Origin of the sequence: Haemophilus parainfluenzae, from assembly GCF_003252725.1 — a bacterium.
In the GTDB taxonomy this organism is placed as follows: domain Bacteria; phylum Pseudomonadota; class Gammaproteobacteria; order Enterobacterales; family Pasteurellaceae; genus Haemophilus_D; species Haemophilus_D parainfluenzae_L.
Window position 1 is genome coordinate 176,981 of record NZ_QEPO01000004.1, and the last position, 15,177, is coordinate 192,157.

Consider the following 15,177-nt stretch of genomic DNA (forward strand, 5'->3'; position numbering starts at 1 on the left):
ATTTTCCGTTTATTTATAAAATTGTTTATTTTTTATCGGTTCCGTACAGTAGATTGTAGCTTTTTAGCACAAAATAATCATCATTTCCCCAAAAAAATTTTCAAAATGTGATTTTGCACAAAGAAATCAGCCCAAAGTTTGGTATAGTAAACACACTTTTTATTTATTCAATATGGAGAAACAAAAATGGCACGTCGTCCTTTAGTGATGGGTAACTGGAAATTAAACGGTTCCAAAGCCTTTACCAAAGAATTAATCGAAGGATTAAAAGCTGAATTACATGATGTAACAGGGTGTGATGTGGCAATTGCCCCACCAGTGATGTATTTAGGTACGGCTGAAGCAGCACTTTCTGGTTGTGGTTGCAGCTGCGGCGGTAAAAGTGTGATTCAGTTAGGTGCACAAAACGTAGATGTCAATGTGAAAGGTGCATTTACTGGTGATATTTCTAGCGAAATGTTAAAAGATTTTGGTGCAAAATACATCATTATCGGTCACTCTGAGCGTCGTACTTACCACAAAGAAAGCGATGAGTTTGTAGCGAAAAAATTTGGTGTATTAAAAGAAGCAGGCTTAGTACCAGTATTATGTATCGGTGAAACTGAAGCTGAAAACGAAGCAGGCAAAACTGAAGAAGTATGTGCGCGTCAAATTGATGCAGTCATCAATGCATTGGGTGTAGAAGCATTTAATGGTGCAGTGATTGCTTACGAACCAATTTGGGCAATCGGCACGGGCAAATCAGCGACTCCAGCACAAGCACAAGCTGTTCATGCATTTATCCGTGGCCACATCGCAGCAAAATCACAAGCTGTAGCAGATCAAGTGATCATTCAATACGGTGGTTCAGTAAATGACGCTAATGCAGCAGAATTATTCACTCAACCGGATATCGATGGTGCGTTAGTGGGCGGAGCTTCACTTAAAGCGCCTGCATTTGCGGTAATTGTAAAAGCAGCGGCAGCAGCGAAAAACTAATTTTTCTTGCCTTAAAGAAATAAAAAAGTGCGGTTAATTTTGACCGCACTTTTTGTTTTTGATTAATGTTGATTGCGTTCCCATAAATCAGCATATTTCACAAAGGTGGAGTGGGCCGAAAGTACCGCAAGTAGAAAACCTTGTTTTCCATCTAAGAAGCCTGCTTTTAAAATGTACATTTTGATAAAACAGCCAATCGCATGGCTTATTCCTTGCCACAATGTTGCTTTTTTTCCTTTGGCTTGGCGTTGATCTGCCCAGGCTTTGGCGTAGCCCGCAGATTTCACCAAATAGTGATGAATGCTTTTATAGGTAAAATGTTCCAAATCCCCAGTTAATTTCTGTACTTTCGTGTTTTCAGGATAAACCACTTTTTCATGTACGAGTGAATCATTATAGCCCGCATAATTTGTACGATATAAACGCACCACATAATCCGGATACCAACCTGAATGACGGATTTCACGTCCAAACACTTCACTCACACGAGGAATATTATAAACCGTATTTGGTGCATCTTGTTGAACGGCTTGTTGAATGGATTCACGAAGTTTCGGTGTGACACGTTCATCTGCATCTAACCAAAAAACATAATCACTGGTGACATATTGTTGTGCGTGTTGGCGTTGCTTGCCAAAGCCTGGCCAATCAGGATGCGAATAAAATTTTGCACCATATTGTTCTGCGATTTCTTGGGTGTTATCAGTACTGCCTGAATCGACAATAATGATTTCATCTACCCAATCTTTTACCGTATCGAGACATTGGGCAAGATCTGCCGCTTCATTTTTGACAATCATGGCAACGCTAATTGTTGGCATATTTTGATCCTTTTTTTGCTATACTAGCCGAAGTTTTTGTAAGTATAACCGAATTTATTTTATGTGGCGTTTTTTTTATACTGGCCTGATGTATCTAATTCAGCCTTTTGTGCTGTTATTCATGTTACTACGAAGTCTCAAAGCTCCGAATTATCGCAAGCGTTTAGGCGAGCGATATGGCATTTATGGGAATCCTGCTAAGCCTACACAAGATGGGATCGTCATTCATGCGGCATCAGTTGGTGAAGTGATTGCCGCTACGCCTCTAGTAAAACGTATTCAGAAGGAATACCCGAATTTACCGATCACGTTTACAACGGTCACGCCAACGGGCTCTGAACGCGTAAAAGCCGCCTTCGGGGAAACTGTGACGCATTGTTATTTGCCTTACGATTTACCTTGTGTCATCAATCGTTTTATTGATTTTATTCAGCCTAAAGTATTCATTGTCATTGAAACGGAACTTTGGCCAAATTTGATTGATTGTTTGGCTCATCGAAATATTCCTTTCATTGTCGCCAATGCTCGTCTTTCTGCACGTTCAGCGAGACGTTATGGCAAAGTCAAACAACATCTACAACGAATGTTTTCTCAAATCAGCTTGATTGCCCCGCAGGATAGCATCAGTGGAAAGCGTTATTTAGAGTTAGGTTATGAGAAAGATCGTCTGCAATTAACCGGCAATATTAAATATGATCTTGTGGTCAGTGAGGAATTACTCAAAGACATTGCAACACTTCATGAAAGCTGGGCGAAAGATCGTCAGATTTGGATTGCGGCGAGTACGCACGAAGGGGAAGAAGAACTCATTTTACAAGCGCATCATTTGTTACTGAAAAAACATCCAAACTTGCTGTTATTGCTTGTACCTCGTCATCCTGAACGTTTTAATCCTGTGGCAGATTTAATTGAAAAAGCCAACTTTAACTTTATTCGTCGTTCAACAGGTGAGATTCCTTCAGAAAATACCCAAGTAATTCTGGGTGATACCATGGGTGAGTTGATGTTGATGTATGGTATTTCAGATATTGCGTTTGTTGGCGGAAGTTTGGTCAAACATGGGGGACATAATCCTTTAGAGCCTTTGGCATTTAAATTACCCGTTGTGAGTGGAAAGCATACCTTCAATTTCCCTGAAGTTTTTACCTCGCTCCTAGAAGTGCAAGGTGTGTTGCAAATCAACTCCACAGAGAAAGCGTTGGCAGAGATTATTGATAAGTTGTTGAATTCGAAAGGGGCACGTCAACGTTTAGGCAATGCAGGCTATGAGGTATTAATCGAAAATCGTGGCGCATTACAGCGTCTTTTAGATTTGCTTCATCCTTATTTAACCAATATTTCGGAGAACAATAAATGACAAGCGTAATTTACCCTGGCACGTTTGACCCGATTACCAACGGGCATTTAGATATCATTGCGCGAAGTGCGGTCATTTTTCCGAAAGTTTTTGTCGCAGTTGCGAATAGTCCGAGTAAAAAGCCATTGTTTTCATTGGAGGAGCGCGTTGAACTCGTGCGTCAATCGGTCGCTCATTTACCCAATGTGGAAGTATTTGGATTCTCTGATTTACTCGCAAATGAAATCAAATCTAAAAAGATTACTGCCATTATTCGTGGTGTGCGCACAACGACGGACTTCGAATATGAATTACAACTAGCCGCGTTAAACCGTTTATTAACCGATGGTGTGGATAGTTTGTTCTTCCCTCCAACAGAAAAATGGGCGTTTGTATCTTCCACGATTGTACGAGAAATTTATTTGCATCATGGGGACGTGAAAGAATTGGTGCCGGAAGCTGTCTATTTAGCCTTAAAAGCACGTCGTGAATGAAAAAAACACTTCTGATTTTAACCGCACTTTTAGCGTTAACTGGTTGTGGTACGGTGGTGAAATTAATCGATCCATCGGAAAAATACACACCTTACGCAGGTGCAGCTTATGATTTAGAGATGGCACAAAAATGGGGCTTATCTATTTTAGATTTGCCACTGTCATTTTTATTAGATACCGCATTATTGCCTTATGCGTGGTCAAATTAATTTGCATTAAGATATGAAACTCAATCCTCAACAACAACAGGCTGTCGAATATGTCAGTGGGCCTTGCTTGGTGCTAGCTGGCGCAGGCTCGGGCAAAACTCGCGTGATCATCAATAAGATTGCTCATTTGATTGAACACTGTGGTTATTTACCTAAACAGATTGCTGCCGTGACCTTTACCAACAAAGCGGCTCGTGAAATGAAAGAGCGTGTAGCCCATTCCATTGGTAAAGAAAAATCCAAAGGATTGATTGTTTCCACTTTCCATACCTTAGGTTTCGACATTATCAAACGGGAATATAAAGCTTTAGGCTTTAAATCGAATATGACTTTGTTTGATGAGCACGATCAACTTGCCTTACTCAAAGAACTGACAGCAGATGTGCTCCAGGAAGATAAGGATTTATTGCGAGAATTAATCTCGGTTATTTCCAACTGGAAGAATGATTTGGTTTCGCCAAAACAGGCTTATGCCTTAGCGAAAGATGCCAAATATCAAACCTTTGCAAAATGTTATGAGCGTTATGCGGCGCAAATTCGTGCTTACAATGCGTTGGATTTTGATGATTTGATTATGTTGCCGACCTTACTCTTCAAACAGAACGAAGAAGTGCGGTCAAAATGGCAGGAGAAAATTCGCTATCTTTTGGTGGATGAATATCAAGATACCAATACTAGCCAATATGAACTCATCAAATTACTCGTTGGCGAGAGAGCTTGTTTTACCGTAGTGGGTGATGACGACCAATCCATTTATTCTTGGCGAGGTGCTCGACCGCAAAATATGGTGCGCTTGCGTGATGATTTTCCGCGTTTGAAAGTCATTAAATTAGAACAAAATTATCGTTCCACTCATCGTATTTTGCATTGTGCCAATATTTTGATTGATAACAACGAGCACGTATTTGACAAAAAGCTTTTTTCCAACTTGGGTGAAGGTGAAAAACTGCAAGTCATTGAAGCGAAAAATGAAGAACATGAAGCCGAACGGATTGTAGCGGAATTAATCGCTCATCGTTTTAGCCGTAAAACCAAATTCAAGGATTATGCGATTTTGTATCGGGGGAATCATCAATCGCGTCTATTGGAAAAAGTACTGATGCAAAACCGCATTCCGTACAAAATTTCTGGCGGGACGTCTTTTTTCTCTCGAGCTGAAATTAAGGACATGATGGCCTACTTGCGTTTGTTGGTGAATCAAGATGATGATGCTGCCTTTTTGCGTATTGTGAATACACCGAAACGGGAAATTGGTACTGCAACATTGCAAAAACTAGGCGAGTTGGCACAGGAAAAACATATCAGCTTATTTGAGGCGATTTTTGAGTTTGAACTCATGCAACGTGTTACACCGAAAGCCTATGATGCGTTGCAAAAATTCGGTCGTTGGATTGTGGATTTGAATGATCAAAGTTTACGTTCTGATCCTGAAACGGCGGTGCGTTCGTTACTTTCTTCCTTGCATTACGAAGAATATTTGTATGAGTATGCCACCAGTACGAAAGCTGCTGAAATGCAGAGTAAAAACGTGGCAACTTTATTTAGCTGGGTAGAGGATATGCTCAAAGGCGATGAGGTGAATGAGCCGATGACTTTAAACCAAGTAGTCACTCGTTTAACACTACGTGACATGATGGAACGCGGCGAAGACGATGACGAAAGTGATCAAGTGCAACTAATGACATTGCATGCCTCCAAAGGCTTAGAGTTTCCCCATGTGTATTTAATCGGTATGGAAGAAGGGATTTTGCCTCATCAAACCAGTATTGATGAAGATAATGTGGAAGAGGAACGCCGTTTGGCCTATGTGGGCATTACTCGAGCACAACAAACGCTGACTTTTTCTCTTTGTCGTGAACGACGTCAGTTTGGTGAATTAATTCGCCCAGAGCCTAGCCGTTTCTTGGCAGAGCTACCACAAGATGATGTGCAATGGGAAAAAGATAAGCCAAAATTAACGGTAGAACAGAAGCAACAACAAACTTCTAGTCAGCTCGATCGTCTGCGGGCAATTTTAAAAGGCTAGAGATGATTTACGTTAAAGTGCGGTGGGAAATTTATTTGTTTTTTCAACCGCACTTTATTTATGCAAAATGTAGATAAATCAAGCAACCAAAACGGCTTTTACAAAAAATGATTTGACTTATTTTCAAAAAAACGTATTATACCGCCCACAAACCGATTGTGGTGAGATGGCCGAGTAGGCTGAAGGCGCTCCCCTGCTAAGGGAGTATGGGGTCAAAAACTCCATCGAGGGTTCGAATCCCTCTCTCACCGCCATTTGTTTTTAGTTTTATTATTCTGCACCCGTAGCTCAGCTGGATAGAGTACTCGGCTACGAACCGAGCGGTCAGAGGTTCGAATCCTCTCGGGTGCGCCATTTTAAATCGACTCTATCAGTTAGAATGGTTACGAAGAATAAAACATCACTACGCACCCGTAGCTCAGCTGGATAGAGTACTCGGCTACGAACCGAGCGGTCAAAGGTTCGAATCCTTTCGGGTGCGCCATCTTCTCTCTTCAAATTTTTCTTTTTCTCAAAAACAATTAATTCTTTATTTGATCATTTTTCTCGATCATCAATAGTTTTTAATAAATAATTTCCTTGTACGTCTGTGACACTTCTAAAACCGACATTCGTGATTTTATAAGGAAAATTTGTCTTATATTCAACGTTATCGTGGTGATGGCCATGGAAAACGTGTTTTACCCCTAATTTTTCAGCAAGTTGATTAATCACACGAAATCCCATTGGATGGGGCTTCGGTGCCTCATGGCAAATTAGAATATCGGCTTGTTCATTTTCAATGGCTTCGATATCAGAAGGGAAAATAGACGTGCGATGACGTAATGGTACACCGCCACGCCAAATTTTTTCTTGCGGGCTATATTGGCAATAGTGGATAGGGTCAAAATACATCGGTTTATTGGGAGGCATCCAGATTTGTCCTCGGAATACGCCACCTAAGCCGGCAATGCGTTGACCTTGGATTTCAACAACACGATTATGCAAATTACGCGATTTCCAATGAGTCCCCCAAATCGCCTCAAATGCGGCGACAGTTTTGCTGTCATGATTACCGTGAATAAACCAAATATCACAATGTTGTGCGAGTTTATCTAATTCATCAGGCGAAGAAAGTTGCAAGTCGCCCAAAATAATCAGGGTAACGTTGTCGTTTTCTTGCACGAAAGGATAAAGATGTTCATAACTTCCGTGCGGATCGCCTGCGAATAAAATCATCTTATTTCTCGTTGGTCAATGTGCGTTTAGTATGCTGTAAACCTTCAAGTTCTTCATCATTTAACACTTTTTCTACAACAGATTTCACTTGGTTATAACGGTCTAAATAACTTGGCGATTCAATTTCAATGTAAGGCACTTTGTATTTATCTAACAATTTCTTCAATAACTGTTGGAATTGTTGACGTTGTTTTTGGCTGCCTAGACTACGTAAGCCATCATCCACCCATTTTGTATTGTTTTTCAATAAAATGGTGACATCAAACGGGTATTCTTTGATCATAGAATCGAGGAATGGATGGGCTTTGCCTTCGTATTGAATACAAAAAGCTTGCGTGGTAATGAAGTCAGTATCAATAATTGCCACTTTATGAGCATGACGCACCGCATAATCAATATAGCGTTGGTGGCCTAATGCCATTTGTGGATAGTCAGAATATTGCATGGCTTGCTCATCGCCACCTAATTTTTCAAAGACATATTCCCGACCATATTCCCATGCAGAAGTGGTATTAAATACGGCAGCCAGTTTGCTGACTAACACACTTTTACCACTACTTTCACCGCCTAAAATGGCAATGGTTTTCGCAAAGAATGGACGGACTTCTTTCGGAATGAATTTCCAATATTGGAAAGGTGTAGTACGAATTTTCGTCGCAGATACATTAAAGAAAGAGCGGTCAGGATCCACTAAAGAAACTTCGAGTCCTAAGTATTTTTCGTATGGTGCTTTGTCTTGTGGCTCACTACTAAATACCATTGTCGGGGTAAATTGTTTTTCTTCAAATAGATTTTTTACCGCGTCACTCCAAGCTTGCCAACCATTTGGGTAACTTGGAATGCCATCTTCAACTAAGTGATGAATAAAAATGTGATCGTTTTGATATTTAAAGATTTGTTGCATCCAGCGAAGGCGATCTTGTACTGTCGGCATACGTTTCATTTTACTATCATAGAACAGCTTTAAATCGCGTTCGGTATCGCTACAGACAATCACGTGAAGCTCATCCACTTTACTGAATGCTTCATAAATCATATTAATATGGCCGGTGTGAACAGGGTAGAATTTCCCGAAAATTACACCCACTTTTTTATCGTGTTTGTTCGACATAATGTATCCTTCGCTAAATGACCACTGCGAGGTGGCTGAATAGTCCTATTTTATGTAATCTTTGTGCAAATAAAAACATTTTTCATTGAATGATTTTTTACTGTGACATTTTACGTTATACTACGACCTGCATTCTCAGGGCAGGGTGAAATTCCCTACCGGTGGTGACAGCCCACGAGCACTTAAAAGTGCGGTCAATTTTGATTGCGTTTTACAAAATTGTTTCGCTTTGTACTTTTAAGGTTAGCAGATTTGGTGAAATTCCAAAGCCGACAGTATAGTCTGGATGAAAGAGAATAAAACGGATTGGGTTCCAAATTCCGTTCTATTTATTTGCATTTCTCAGCCCTGATTCTGGTTAATTTTAACGTAACAACAAAGGAAATTACGATGAATCAGTCAATTTTATCTGCATTTGGTGCGACCGGCGAAGAACGGGTAATTAACGCATTGAATGCATTCAAACAAGGTAATGGCGTATTAGTATTGGATGATGAAGATCGCGAAAATGAAGGCGATTTAATTTTCCCAGCAGAAACCATTACTCCAGAACAAATGGCAAAACTTATTCGTTATGGCAGCGGTATCGTGTGTTTATGTATCACCGATGAACAATGCAAACAACTTGATTTGCCACCGATGGTTGAGCATAACAATAGCGTGAATAAAACCGCGTTTACCGTGACGATTGAAGCGGCAGAAGGTGTGTCAACTGGTGTATCGGCACAAGATCGTGTCACCACAATCAAAGCGGCAATTGCAGATCAGGCAAAACCGGCAGATCTTCACCGTCCTGGACATGTTTTCCCATTACGAGCGGCAGAAGGCGGCGTTTTAGCACGTCGAGGTCATACTGAAGCCTCAGTTGATTTAGCACGTTTAAGTGGTTTTAAACCGGCAGGTGTGATTTGTGAAATCACAAATGATGATGGCACTATGGCTCGCGCACCAGAAATTATCGAATTTGCGAAAAAATTTGGTTATTCGGTGTTAACGATTGAAGATTTAGTGGCATATCGTCAAAAACATCATTGCTAATCAAATACTCAGAAAACAAAAGTGCGGTCAGAAAATCTGTTAAATTCTGACCGCACTTTGCATTTTAGTCTTAATTGGTTTCCACAAAGCTTAATGCCGTTTCAACCACTTCAATTCCTGCGCCTTGTTTAAAGGCATTTTCACTTAGATAGCGTCGCCATTGTCTTGCCCCTTTGCAGTTTTGAAATGCACCGAGCATATGTCGAACGATATGATTTAGATAAACACCTTGGCTCAGTTGTTTTTCAATGTAAGGGAACATGGCTTCCACCGCTTGTCTTGGTGTGACGATATCCGCATTAGTATCAAAAAGCATTTGATCAATATAGCCCAATAACGACGGATTTTGATAAGCCTCACGCCCAACCATCACACCATCCACAAATTGCAAATGATGTTTCATTTCTTCGATGGTTTTAATACCTCCATTAATTGCAATGGTCAACTGCGGAAAGTCTTTTTTCAATTGATAAACACGCTCATAATCCAAAGGGGGAATCTCGCGATTCTCTTTCGGGCTTAATCCTGAAAGCCAGGCTTTTCGTGCGTGAACAATAAATTCTTGGCATCCTGCATGATGGACTTTTTCGATAAAGTCGCAGAGAAATTCATAGCTATCCAAATCATCAATGCCAATACGCGTTTTCACGGTCACAGGAATATTCACGACACGTTGCATTTCTGCAATACATTCTGCTACTAAATCTGCTTTTGCCATTAAGCAAGCACCAAACATACCATTTTGCACGCGATCGGAAGGGCAACCCACATTCAGATTAATTTCATGATAGCCTCTTTCTTCGGCTAATTTGGCACAATGTTTAAGCTGAGCAGGATCGCTTCCACCGAGTTGTAAGGCAACCGGGTTTTCTTGCAAATCAAAATCTAAATGATCGTATTTCGCATGAATAATGGCGGGAGCCGTAACCATTTCGGTATAAAGCAACGCATTTTTACTAAATTGACGATGAAAATAGCGACAATGGCGTGTCGTCCAATCTAACATTGGCGCAACGGAAAAACGTCCACGATAAAAGTGCGGTTGGTTTTCTGACATATTTTATTTCTCTTGAATCTCGTTACGGCGAAGATCTTCTGCTTGTTGTTCCTGCATTCGTTGACGGAAACGTCCAGCCGCAAAGTGGTAAAAAGGTTTCGGACTAAATTGGCGCGAAATTATGGAGGCAATGATACTGGAAATCAAGAGCCAAATCAGCACAGGTTGAGCCCCTGTCATTTCCATCACAACCACACTCGCTGTCACGGGGGATTGGGTGCCGCCGGCTAAAAAGGCTGCCATACATAAAATGACGAGGAAGCGTTGATCAACCATGCCATTGCTGATTTCCCATAACATGGTGCCAATGCCTGCACCGGTAGTGAGGGATGGCGTAAAAATCCCACCTGCGATACCATTCCAATACGTCGTAACTGTTGCGAAGAGTTTTAGTATCCCCACTTCAGGCGAAACGAGTTGTCCTTCCAATGCCCTGGCGACCACATTATAACCCGTTCCATAAGTTTGCCCTTCGCTGTAGGTGCCCATAGCAGCCAACACTAAACCAAGTAATAAGGCCACATAAATAGGGTGTTTACGGATCCAGTCACGCCATTTGAGTGGGGAAAGCCCCGCTAATCCTTTTGCAAGGAGTCGCCCAAATATACCGCCCAGTACGCCACAAACTACGCCACAAATAGCAAGCCAAAGATATAAATAGGGAATAGCTGTTGCACCTTTATAGGCAGGAAAGTAAGGGCTATTGCCTTGAATCGCCACTAAAATAAAACCGGCAGCTAATACACCAAGCAATACTCGGCGTTCCCAACGTAACATCACGCCTCGACCCAATTCTTCAATGGCAAAAATTACGCCAGCTAAAGGCGCATTAAATGCGGCAGCAAGACCACCTGCTGCACCCGTTGCAACGAGTTCATTCGTACTTAATCCGCGGAAAGCAAAGTTATATTTACGACAGAAATTTCCCCAACTCAGCATAACAGCCGCACCGACTTGAACAGAAGGGCCTTCTCGTCCAACAGACGCGCCGATAACCATAGCAAAGAAAGTAAGCGGAATTTTCCAAATAGTTTGGCGAAATTCAACCAATTTTGTTTTATAACCATTATAAGGAATATTGATGGAGGCGATCACTTGTGGAATACCGCTGCCGCCAACATAAGGCGTGTATTTGGCAGTAAACCAAGTGAGGAAAGCAAGACCAAGCGGTAAAACGATCCAAACGGCGAGAGGGTATTTAGCAGACCAATAGGCATTAAATTCAAGTCCGATATCGGCTAGCTTGGCAAATCCAAAGGAAAAGAGGGCAACAAACGTCGCACCAATCAGTAAACATACGAATTCTAGTGTTTTATGAGAGATACGATGGGTTTGTCGAAGTTTTTTATGGTAGAAATAACGTAAATGAAAAATGAATGAGCGTAACATAATGATTACCAATAAAATAATTCTGTTTGAAATTATAAAACCCTAGCTACATACAGGCAATTGATTTGGGAAAGTGCGGTCAGTTTTGTGTCGATTTTTTATCAAGCGATCCTTTGCGATCCTATTTCTGTTTAAATATTGACAATGTGAGGCGAAACCATTAAAATTCAGCGTCTATTTCTTCTGTCTATTGGATGGAGAGATAGATTTTGTAACAAACATTCTATTATGAATAACATTTAAACTGGAGCTTTTTTAATGGCAACTATCAACCAGCTAGTACGCAAACCGCGTGTGAAAAAGGTTGTAAAAAGTAACGTTCCTGCATTAGAGGCTTGCCCGCAGAAACGTGGTGTGTGCACTCGTGTATACACAACTACACCTAAAAAACCGAACTCAGCATTACGTAAAGTATGTCGTATTCGTTTAACTAATGGCTTTGAAGTAACTTCTTACATCGGCGGCGAAGGTCACAACCTTCAAGAGCACAGTGTTGTGCTTATCCGTGGTGGTCGTGTTAAAGACTTACCGGGTGTTCGTTACCACACTGTACGCGGCGCATTAGACTGTGCAGGCGTTAAAGATCGTAAACAAGGTCGTTCTAAATACGGCGTTAAACGTCCTAAAGCTTAATGGAACTCCGTTAAGTAAGGCCAAACGTCTAAATTAGTAAAAATTTAAATCAGAAACTCCAGTATCACATTAGCTCACTTTAAAGTGCGGTTAATTTTTATAGAGTTTTGGATATCCTGAAGATTAAATATACGGAGAAATTCGCAATGCCACGTCGTCGTAGTGTTGAACCACGCAAGATTCTTCCAGATCCGAAGTTCGGTTCAGAGTTACTTGCAAAATTTATTAATGTATTAATGGTAGACGGTAAAAAATCCGTTGCTGAAACCATCGTTTACGGTGCGTTAGACAAACTTGCAGAACGCACAGGTAAAGAACCTTTAGAAGCATTTGAAATTGCACTTGAAAACGTTCGTCCAACTGTTGAGGTTAAATCTCGTCGTGTTGGTGGTTCTACTTACCAAGTGCCAGTTGAAGTACGTCCAGTTCGTCGTAACGCATTAGGTATGCGTTGGATCGTTGAAGCTGCACGTAAACGCGGTGATAAATCAATGGCTTTACGTCTTGCAAATGAATTATCTGATGCATCAGATAACAAAGGCGCAGCAGTGAAAAAACGTGAAGATGTTCACCGTATGGCTGAAGCTAACAAAGCATTTGCTCACTTCCGTTGGTAATACGCTTTTAAAATTTAAGGGCTTCATCCTCGATGAAGCCTTACCCTTATATAAACAGATATTAAACTTAACAAGGTTATAATAATGGCTCGTACAACCCCTATTGAAAGATATCGTAATATCGGTATTAGTGCGCACATTGATGCTGGTAAAACTACTACCACTGAACGTATCTTATTCTACACCGGCGTAAGTCACAAAATTGGTGAAGTACACGATGGTGCAGCAACAATGGACTGGATGGAACAGGAACAAGAGCGTGGTATTACCATTACCTCTGCGGCAACTACCGCATTCTGGTCTGGTATGTCACAACAGTTCCCACAACACCGTATCAACGTTATCGATACCCCGGGACACGTAGACTTTACTGTTGAAGTAGAACGTTCTATGCGTGTTCTTGATGGTGCGGTAATGGTTTACTGTGCGGTTGGTGGTGTTCAACCTCAGTCTGAAACTGTATGGCGTCAAGCTAACAAATATCAAGTTCCACGTATTGCGTTCGTAAACAAAATGGACCGTACTGGTGCTAACTTCTTACGTGTTGTTGAGCAACTTAAAACTCGTTTAGGTGCGAACGCTGTTCCTCTTCAACTTCCAATCGGTGCAGAAGAAAACTTCACTGGTGTTGTTGATTTGATCAAAATGAAAGCGATCAACTGGAACGATGCTGATCAAGGCATGACCTTCACTTATGAAGATATTCCAGCAGATATGCAAGCAGCTTGTGAAGAATGGCGTCAAAACCTTGTTGATGCAGCAGCTGAAGCAACTGAAGAATTAATGGAAAAATATCTTGGTGGTGAAGAGTTAAGTGAAGAAGAAATCAAAGCAGGTCTTCGTCAACGCGTATTAGCAAATGAAATTATCTTGGTAACTTGTGGTTCTGCATTCAAAAACAAAGGTGTTCAAGCAATGCTTGATGCGGTTGTTGAATACTTACCAGCACCAACTGATATTCCAGCAATCAAAGGTATTAATCCAGATGAAACTGAAGGTGAACGTCACGCAAGCGATGATGAGCCGTTCTCTTCATTAGCATTTAAAATTGCAACTGACCCATTCGTAGGTAACTTAACCTTCTTCCGTGTGTACTCAGGTGTAATTAACTCTGGCGATACAGTATTAAACTCTGTACGTCAAAAACGTGAACGTTTTGGTCGTATCGTACAGATGCACGCTAACAAGCGTGAAGAAATCAAAGAAGTTCGTGCGGGCGATATCGCTGCAGCAATCGGCTTAAAAGATGTAACTACGGGTGATACATTATGTGCTATCGATGCACCAATCATCCTCGAGCGTATGGAATTCCCAGAGCCAGTAATCTCTGTAGCAGTAGAACCTAAAACTAAAGCTGACCAAGAAAAAATGGGTCTTGCATTAGGTCGTCTTGCTCAAGAAGACCCTTCATTCCGTGTTCACACTGATGAAGAATCTGGTGAAACCATTATTTCTGGTATGGGTGAGTTACACTTAGATATCATCGTTGACCGTATGAAACGTGAGTTCAAAGTGGAAGCTAACATCGGTAAACCACAAGTATCTTACCGTGAAACTATCCGCACTCGTGTTAACGATGTGGAAGGTAAACACGCAAAACAATCTGGTGGTCGCGGTCAATATGGTCACGTTGTTATCGACTTATATCCATTAGATCCAGAAGGTCCTGGTTATGAATTTGTAAACGAAATCAAAGGTGGTGTAATCCCTGGTGAATACATTCCTGCGGTTGATAAAGGTATCCAAGAACAACTTAAATCTGGTCCGTTAGCGGGTTACCCAGTAGTAGATCTTGGTGTACGTTTACACTTCGGTTCATACCATGATGTTGACTCATCTGAATTAGCGTTTAAATTAGCCGCTTCTTTAGCATTTAAAGCAGCGTTTGCTAAAGCAAACCCAGTTCTACTTGAGCCAATCATGAAAGTTGAAGTAGAAACTCCACCTGAGTATGTTGGTGATGTAATCGGTGACTTAAGCCGTCGTCGTGCTATGGTTAACGGTCAAGAAGCGAACGAATTCGTTGTTAAAATCGATGCAGAAGTTCCACTTTCTGAGATGTTCGGTTATGCAACAGACTTACGTTCACAAACTCAAGGTCGTGCATCATACTCAATGGAACCGTTAAAATATGCTGAAGCGCCAACAAGTGTTGCTGCTGCAGTAATTGAAGCGCGTAAAAAATAATTTTTTGTAACAATCCGCTCTATAAGTCGAATGGCTTATAGAGCATTTTCTAGGAAACTAAAC

14 protein-coding genes, 3 tRNA genes and 1 riboswitch are annotated in these 15,177 nt (G+C 41.2%); of the genes, 12 read left to right on the plus strand and 5 right to left on the minus strand.

Annotated features, from left to right (window positions below; translation table 11 throughout):
• Window positions 1–186 precede the first annotated feature (186 nt).
• Entirely contained in the window at window positions 187–978 is a 792-nt protein-coding gene (gene tpiA / locus DPV85_RS06730) for a triose-phosphate isomerase (RefSeq protein ID WP_111327488.1), read from the plus strand.
• A gap of 62 nt (window positions 979–1,040) precedes the next feature.
• Here tpiA and DPV85_RS06735 read toward each other — a convergent pair whose 3' ends face one another.
• A complete protein-coding gene (locus tag DPV85_RS06735; RefSeq protein ID WP_111327489.1) occupies window positions 1,041–1,799 on the minus strand; it encodes a glycosyltransferase family 2 protein in 759 nt (252 codons plus the stop codon).
• 61 nt (window positions 1,800–1,860) lie between these two features.
• Here DPV85_RS06735 and waaA point away from each other — a divergent pair, with 61 nt between their 5' ends.
• The 7 genes from waaA (at window position 1,861) to DPV85_RS06770 (ending at window position 6,348) form a co-directional block, all read left to right on the plus strand.
• Complete coding sequence (waaA, locus tag DPV85_RS06740; protein ID WP_111327490.1) at window positions 1,861–3,156, plus strand: lipid IV(A) 3-deoxy-D-manno-octulosonic acid transferase; 1,296 nt, start codon at window positions 1,861–1,863, stop codon at window positions 3,154–3,156.
• Window positions 3,153–3,629 carry a pantetheine-phosphate adenylyltransferase gene (gene coaD / locus DPV85_RS06745; RefSeq protein ID WP_111327491.1) on the plus strand — a complete coding sequence of 159 codons (477 nt, stop codon included), beginning with the start codon at window positions 3,153–3,155 and terminating at the stop codon, window positions 3,627–3,629. Before waaA ends, coaD begins: the two co-directional genes overlap by 4 nt.
• Complete coding sequence (locus DPV85_RS06750) at window positions 3,626–3,838, plus strand: YceK/YidQ family lipoprotein (RefSeq protein ID WP_111327492.1); 213 nt, start codon at window positions 3,626–3,628, stop codon at window positions 3,836–3,838. The genes coaD and DPV85_RS06750 overlap by 4 nt, the downstream gene beginning before the upstream one ends.
• Window positions 3,839–3,851: 13 nt before the next feature.
• Window positions 3,852–5,864, plus strand: coding sequence for a DNA helicase Rep (gene rep / locus DPV85_RS06755; protein ID WP_111327493.1), 2,013 nt, complete (start codon window positions 3,852–3,854; stop codon window positions 5,862–5,864).
• 160 nt (window positions 5,865–6,024) lie between these two features.
• Window positions 6,025–6,118, plus strand: a tRNA-Ser gene (locus tag DPV85_RS06760).
• A gap of 23 nt (window positions 6,119–6,141) precedes the next feature.
• Window positions 6,142–6,218: transfer RNA gene (locus DPV85_RS06765), tRNA-Arg, on the plus strand.
• A gap of 53 nt (window positions 6,219–6,271) precedes the next feature.
• Window positions 6,272–6,348: transfer RNA gene (locus tag DPV85_RS06770), tRNA-Arg, on the plus strand.
• 53 nt (window positions 6,349–6,401) lie between these two features.
• Here the strand turns inward: DPV85_RS06770 and DPV85_RS06775 are convergent.
• Both DPV85_RS06775 and nadR read right to left on the minus strand, forming a co-directional pair.
• The gene (locus DPV85_RS06775) at window positions 6,402–7,082 is read right to left on the minus strand and encodes a metallophosphoesterase family protein (RefSeq protein WP_111327494.1); all 681 of its coding nucleotides are present in this window, start codon (window positions 7,080–7,082) and stop codon (window positions 6,402–6,404) included.
• A gap of 1 nt (window position 7,083) precedes the next feature.
• A complete protein-coding gene (nadR, locus tag DPV85_RS06780) occupies window positions 7,084–8,193 on the minus strand; it encodes a multifunctional transcriptional regulator/nicotinamide-nucleotide adenylyltransferase/ribosylnicotinamide kinase NadR (protein ID WP_083180295.1) in 1,110 nt (369 codons plus the stop codon).
• Window positions 8,194–8,320: 127 nt separating this feature from the next.
• A riboswitch (FMN riboswitch) is annotated at window positions 8,321–8,495 on the plus strand.
• An 88-nt stretch (window positions 8,496–8,583) separates the two neighbouring features.
• On the opposite strand from nadR, the gene ribB reads away from it, so the two are divergent.
• A complete protein-coding gene (gene ribB / locus DPV85_RS06785; RefSeq protein ID WP_111327495.1) occupies window positions 8,584–9,231 on the plus strand; it encodes a 3,4-dihydroxy-2-butanone-4-phosphate synthase in 648 nt (215 codons plus the stop codon).
• Between the two features lie 70 nt (window positions 9,232–9,301).
• Here ribB and dusA read toward each other — a convergent pair whose 3' ends face one another.
• Together dusA and DPV85_RS06795 are read right to left on the minus strand one after the other, a co-directional pair.
• Window positions 9,302–10,288 carry a tRNA dihydrouridine(20/20a) synthase DusA gene (dusA, locus tag DPV85_RS06790; protein WP_111327496.1) on the minus strand — a complete coding sequence of 329 codons (987 nt, stop codon included), beginning with the start codon at window positions 10,286–10,288 and terminating at the stop codon, window positions 9,302–9,304.
• Window positions 10,289–10,291: 3 nt separating this feature from the next.
• Window positions 10,292–11,677, minus strand: coding sequence for a chloride channel protein (locus DPV85_RS06795; RefSeq protein WP_111327497.1), 1,386 nt, complete (start codon window positions 11,675–11,677; stop codon window positions 10,292–10,294).
• Between the two features lie 258 nt (window positions 11,678–11,935).
• Here DPV85_RS06795 and rpsL point away from each other — a divergent pair, with 258 nt between their 5' ends.
• The 3 genes from rpsL (at window position 11,936) to fusA (ending at window position 15,114) form a co-directional block, all read left to right on the plus strand.
• A complete protein-coding gene (rpsL, locus tag DPV85_RS06800; RefSeq protein WP_005543325.1) occupies window positions 11,936–12,310 on the plus strand; it encodes a 30S ribosomal protein S12 in 375 nt (124 codons plus the stop codon).
• Between the two features lie 146 nt (window positions 12,311–12,456).
• The gene (gene rpsG, locus DPV85_RS06805; protein WP_005699184.1) at window positions 12,457–12,927 is read left to right on the plus strand and encodes a 30S ribosomal protein S7; all 471 of its coding nucleotides are present in this window, start codon (window positions 12,457–12,459) and stop codon (window positions 12,925–12,927) included.
• Between the two features lie 84 nt (window positions 12,928–13,011).
• Complete coding sequence (gene fusA, locus DPV85_RS06810; protein ID WP_111327498.1) at window positions 13,012–15,114, plus strand: elongation factor G; 2,103 nt, start codon at window positions 13,012–13,014, stop codon at window positions 15,112–15,114.
• The last annotated feature ends 63 nt before the right edge of the window (window positions 15,115–15,177 follow it).

What these genes read in the sequence shown, in the direction of transcription:
- DPV85_RS06735 (WP_111327489.1), bottom strand. Translation starts at nt 1,799, where the DNA reads ATGCCAACAATTAGCGTTGCCATGATTGTCAAAAATGAAGCGGCAGAT.
- tpiA (WP_111327488.1), top strand. Translation starts at nt 187, where the DNA reads ATGGCACGTCGTCCTTTAGTGATGGGTAACTGGAAATTAAACGGTTCC.
- fusA (WP_111327498.1), top strand. Translation starts at nt 13,012, where the DNA reads ATGGCTCGTACAACCCCTATTGAAAGATATCGTAATATCGGTATTAGT.
- waaA (WP_111327490.1), top strand. Translation starts at nt 1,861, where the DNA reads ATGTGGCGTTTTTTTTATACTGGCCTGATGTATCTAATTCAGCCTTTT.
- dusA (WP_111327496.1), bottom strand. Translation starts at nt 10,288, where the DNA reads ATGTCAGAAAACCAACCGCACTTTTATCGTGGACGTTTTTCCGTTGCG.
- coaD (WP_111327491.1), top strand. Translation starts at nt 3,153, where the DNA reads ATGACAAGCGTAATTTACCCTGGCACGTTTGACCCGATTACCAACGGG.
- ribB (WP_111327495.1), top strand. Translation starts at nt 8,584, where the DNA reads ATGAATCAGTCAATTTTATCTGCATTTGGTGCGACCGGCGAAGAACGG.
- nadR (WP_083180295.1), bottom strand. Translation starts at nt 8,193, where the DNA reads ATGTCGAACAAACACGATAAAAAAGTGGGTGTAATTTTCGGGAAATTC.
- DPV85_RS06795 (WP_111327497.1), bottom strand. Translation starts at nt 11,677, where the DNA reads ATGTTACGCTCATTCATTTTTCATTTACGTTATTTCTACCATAAAAAA.
- rpsG (WP_005699184.1), top strand. Translation starts at nt 12,457, where the DNA reads ATGCCACGTCGTCGTAGTGTTGAACCACGCAAGATTCTTCCAGATCCG.
- rpsL (WP_005543325.1), top strand. Translation starts at nt 11,936, where the DNA reads ATGGCAACTATCAACCAGCTAGTACGCAAACCGCGTGTGAAAAAGGTT.
- rep (WP_111327493.1), top strand. Translation starts at nt 3,852, where the DNA reads ATGAAACTCAATCCTCAACAACAACAGGCTGTCGAATATGTCAGTGGG.
- DPV85_RS06750 (WP_111327492.1), top strand. Translation starts at nt 3,626, where the DNA reads ATGAAAAAAACACTTCTGATTTTAACCGCACTTTTAGCGTTAACTGGT.
- DPV85_RS06775 (WP_111327494.1), bottom strand. Translation starts at nt 7,082, where the DNA reads ATGATTTTATTCGCAGGCGATCCGCACGGAAGTTATGAACATCTTTAT.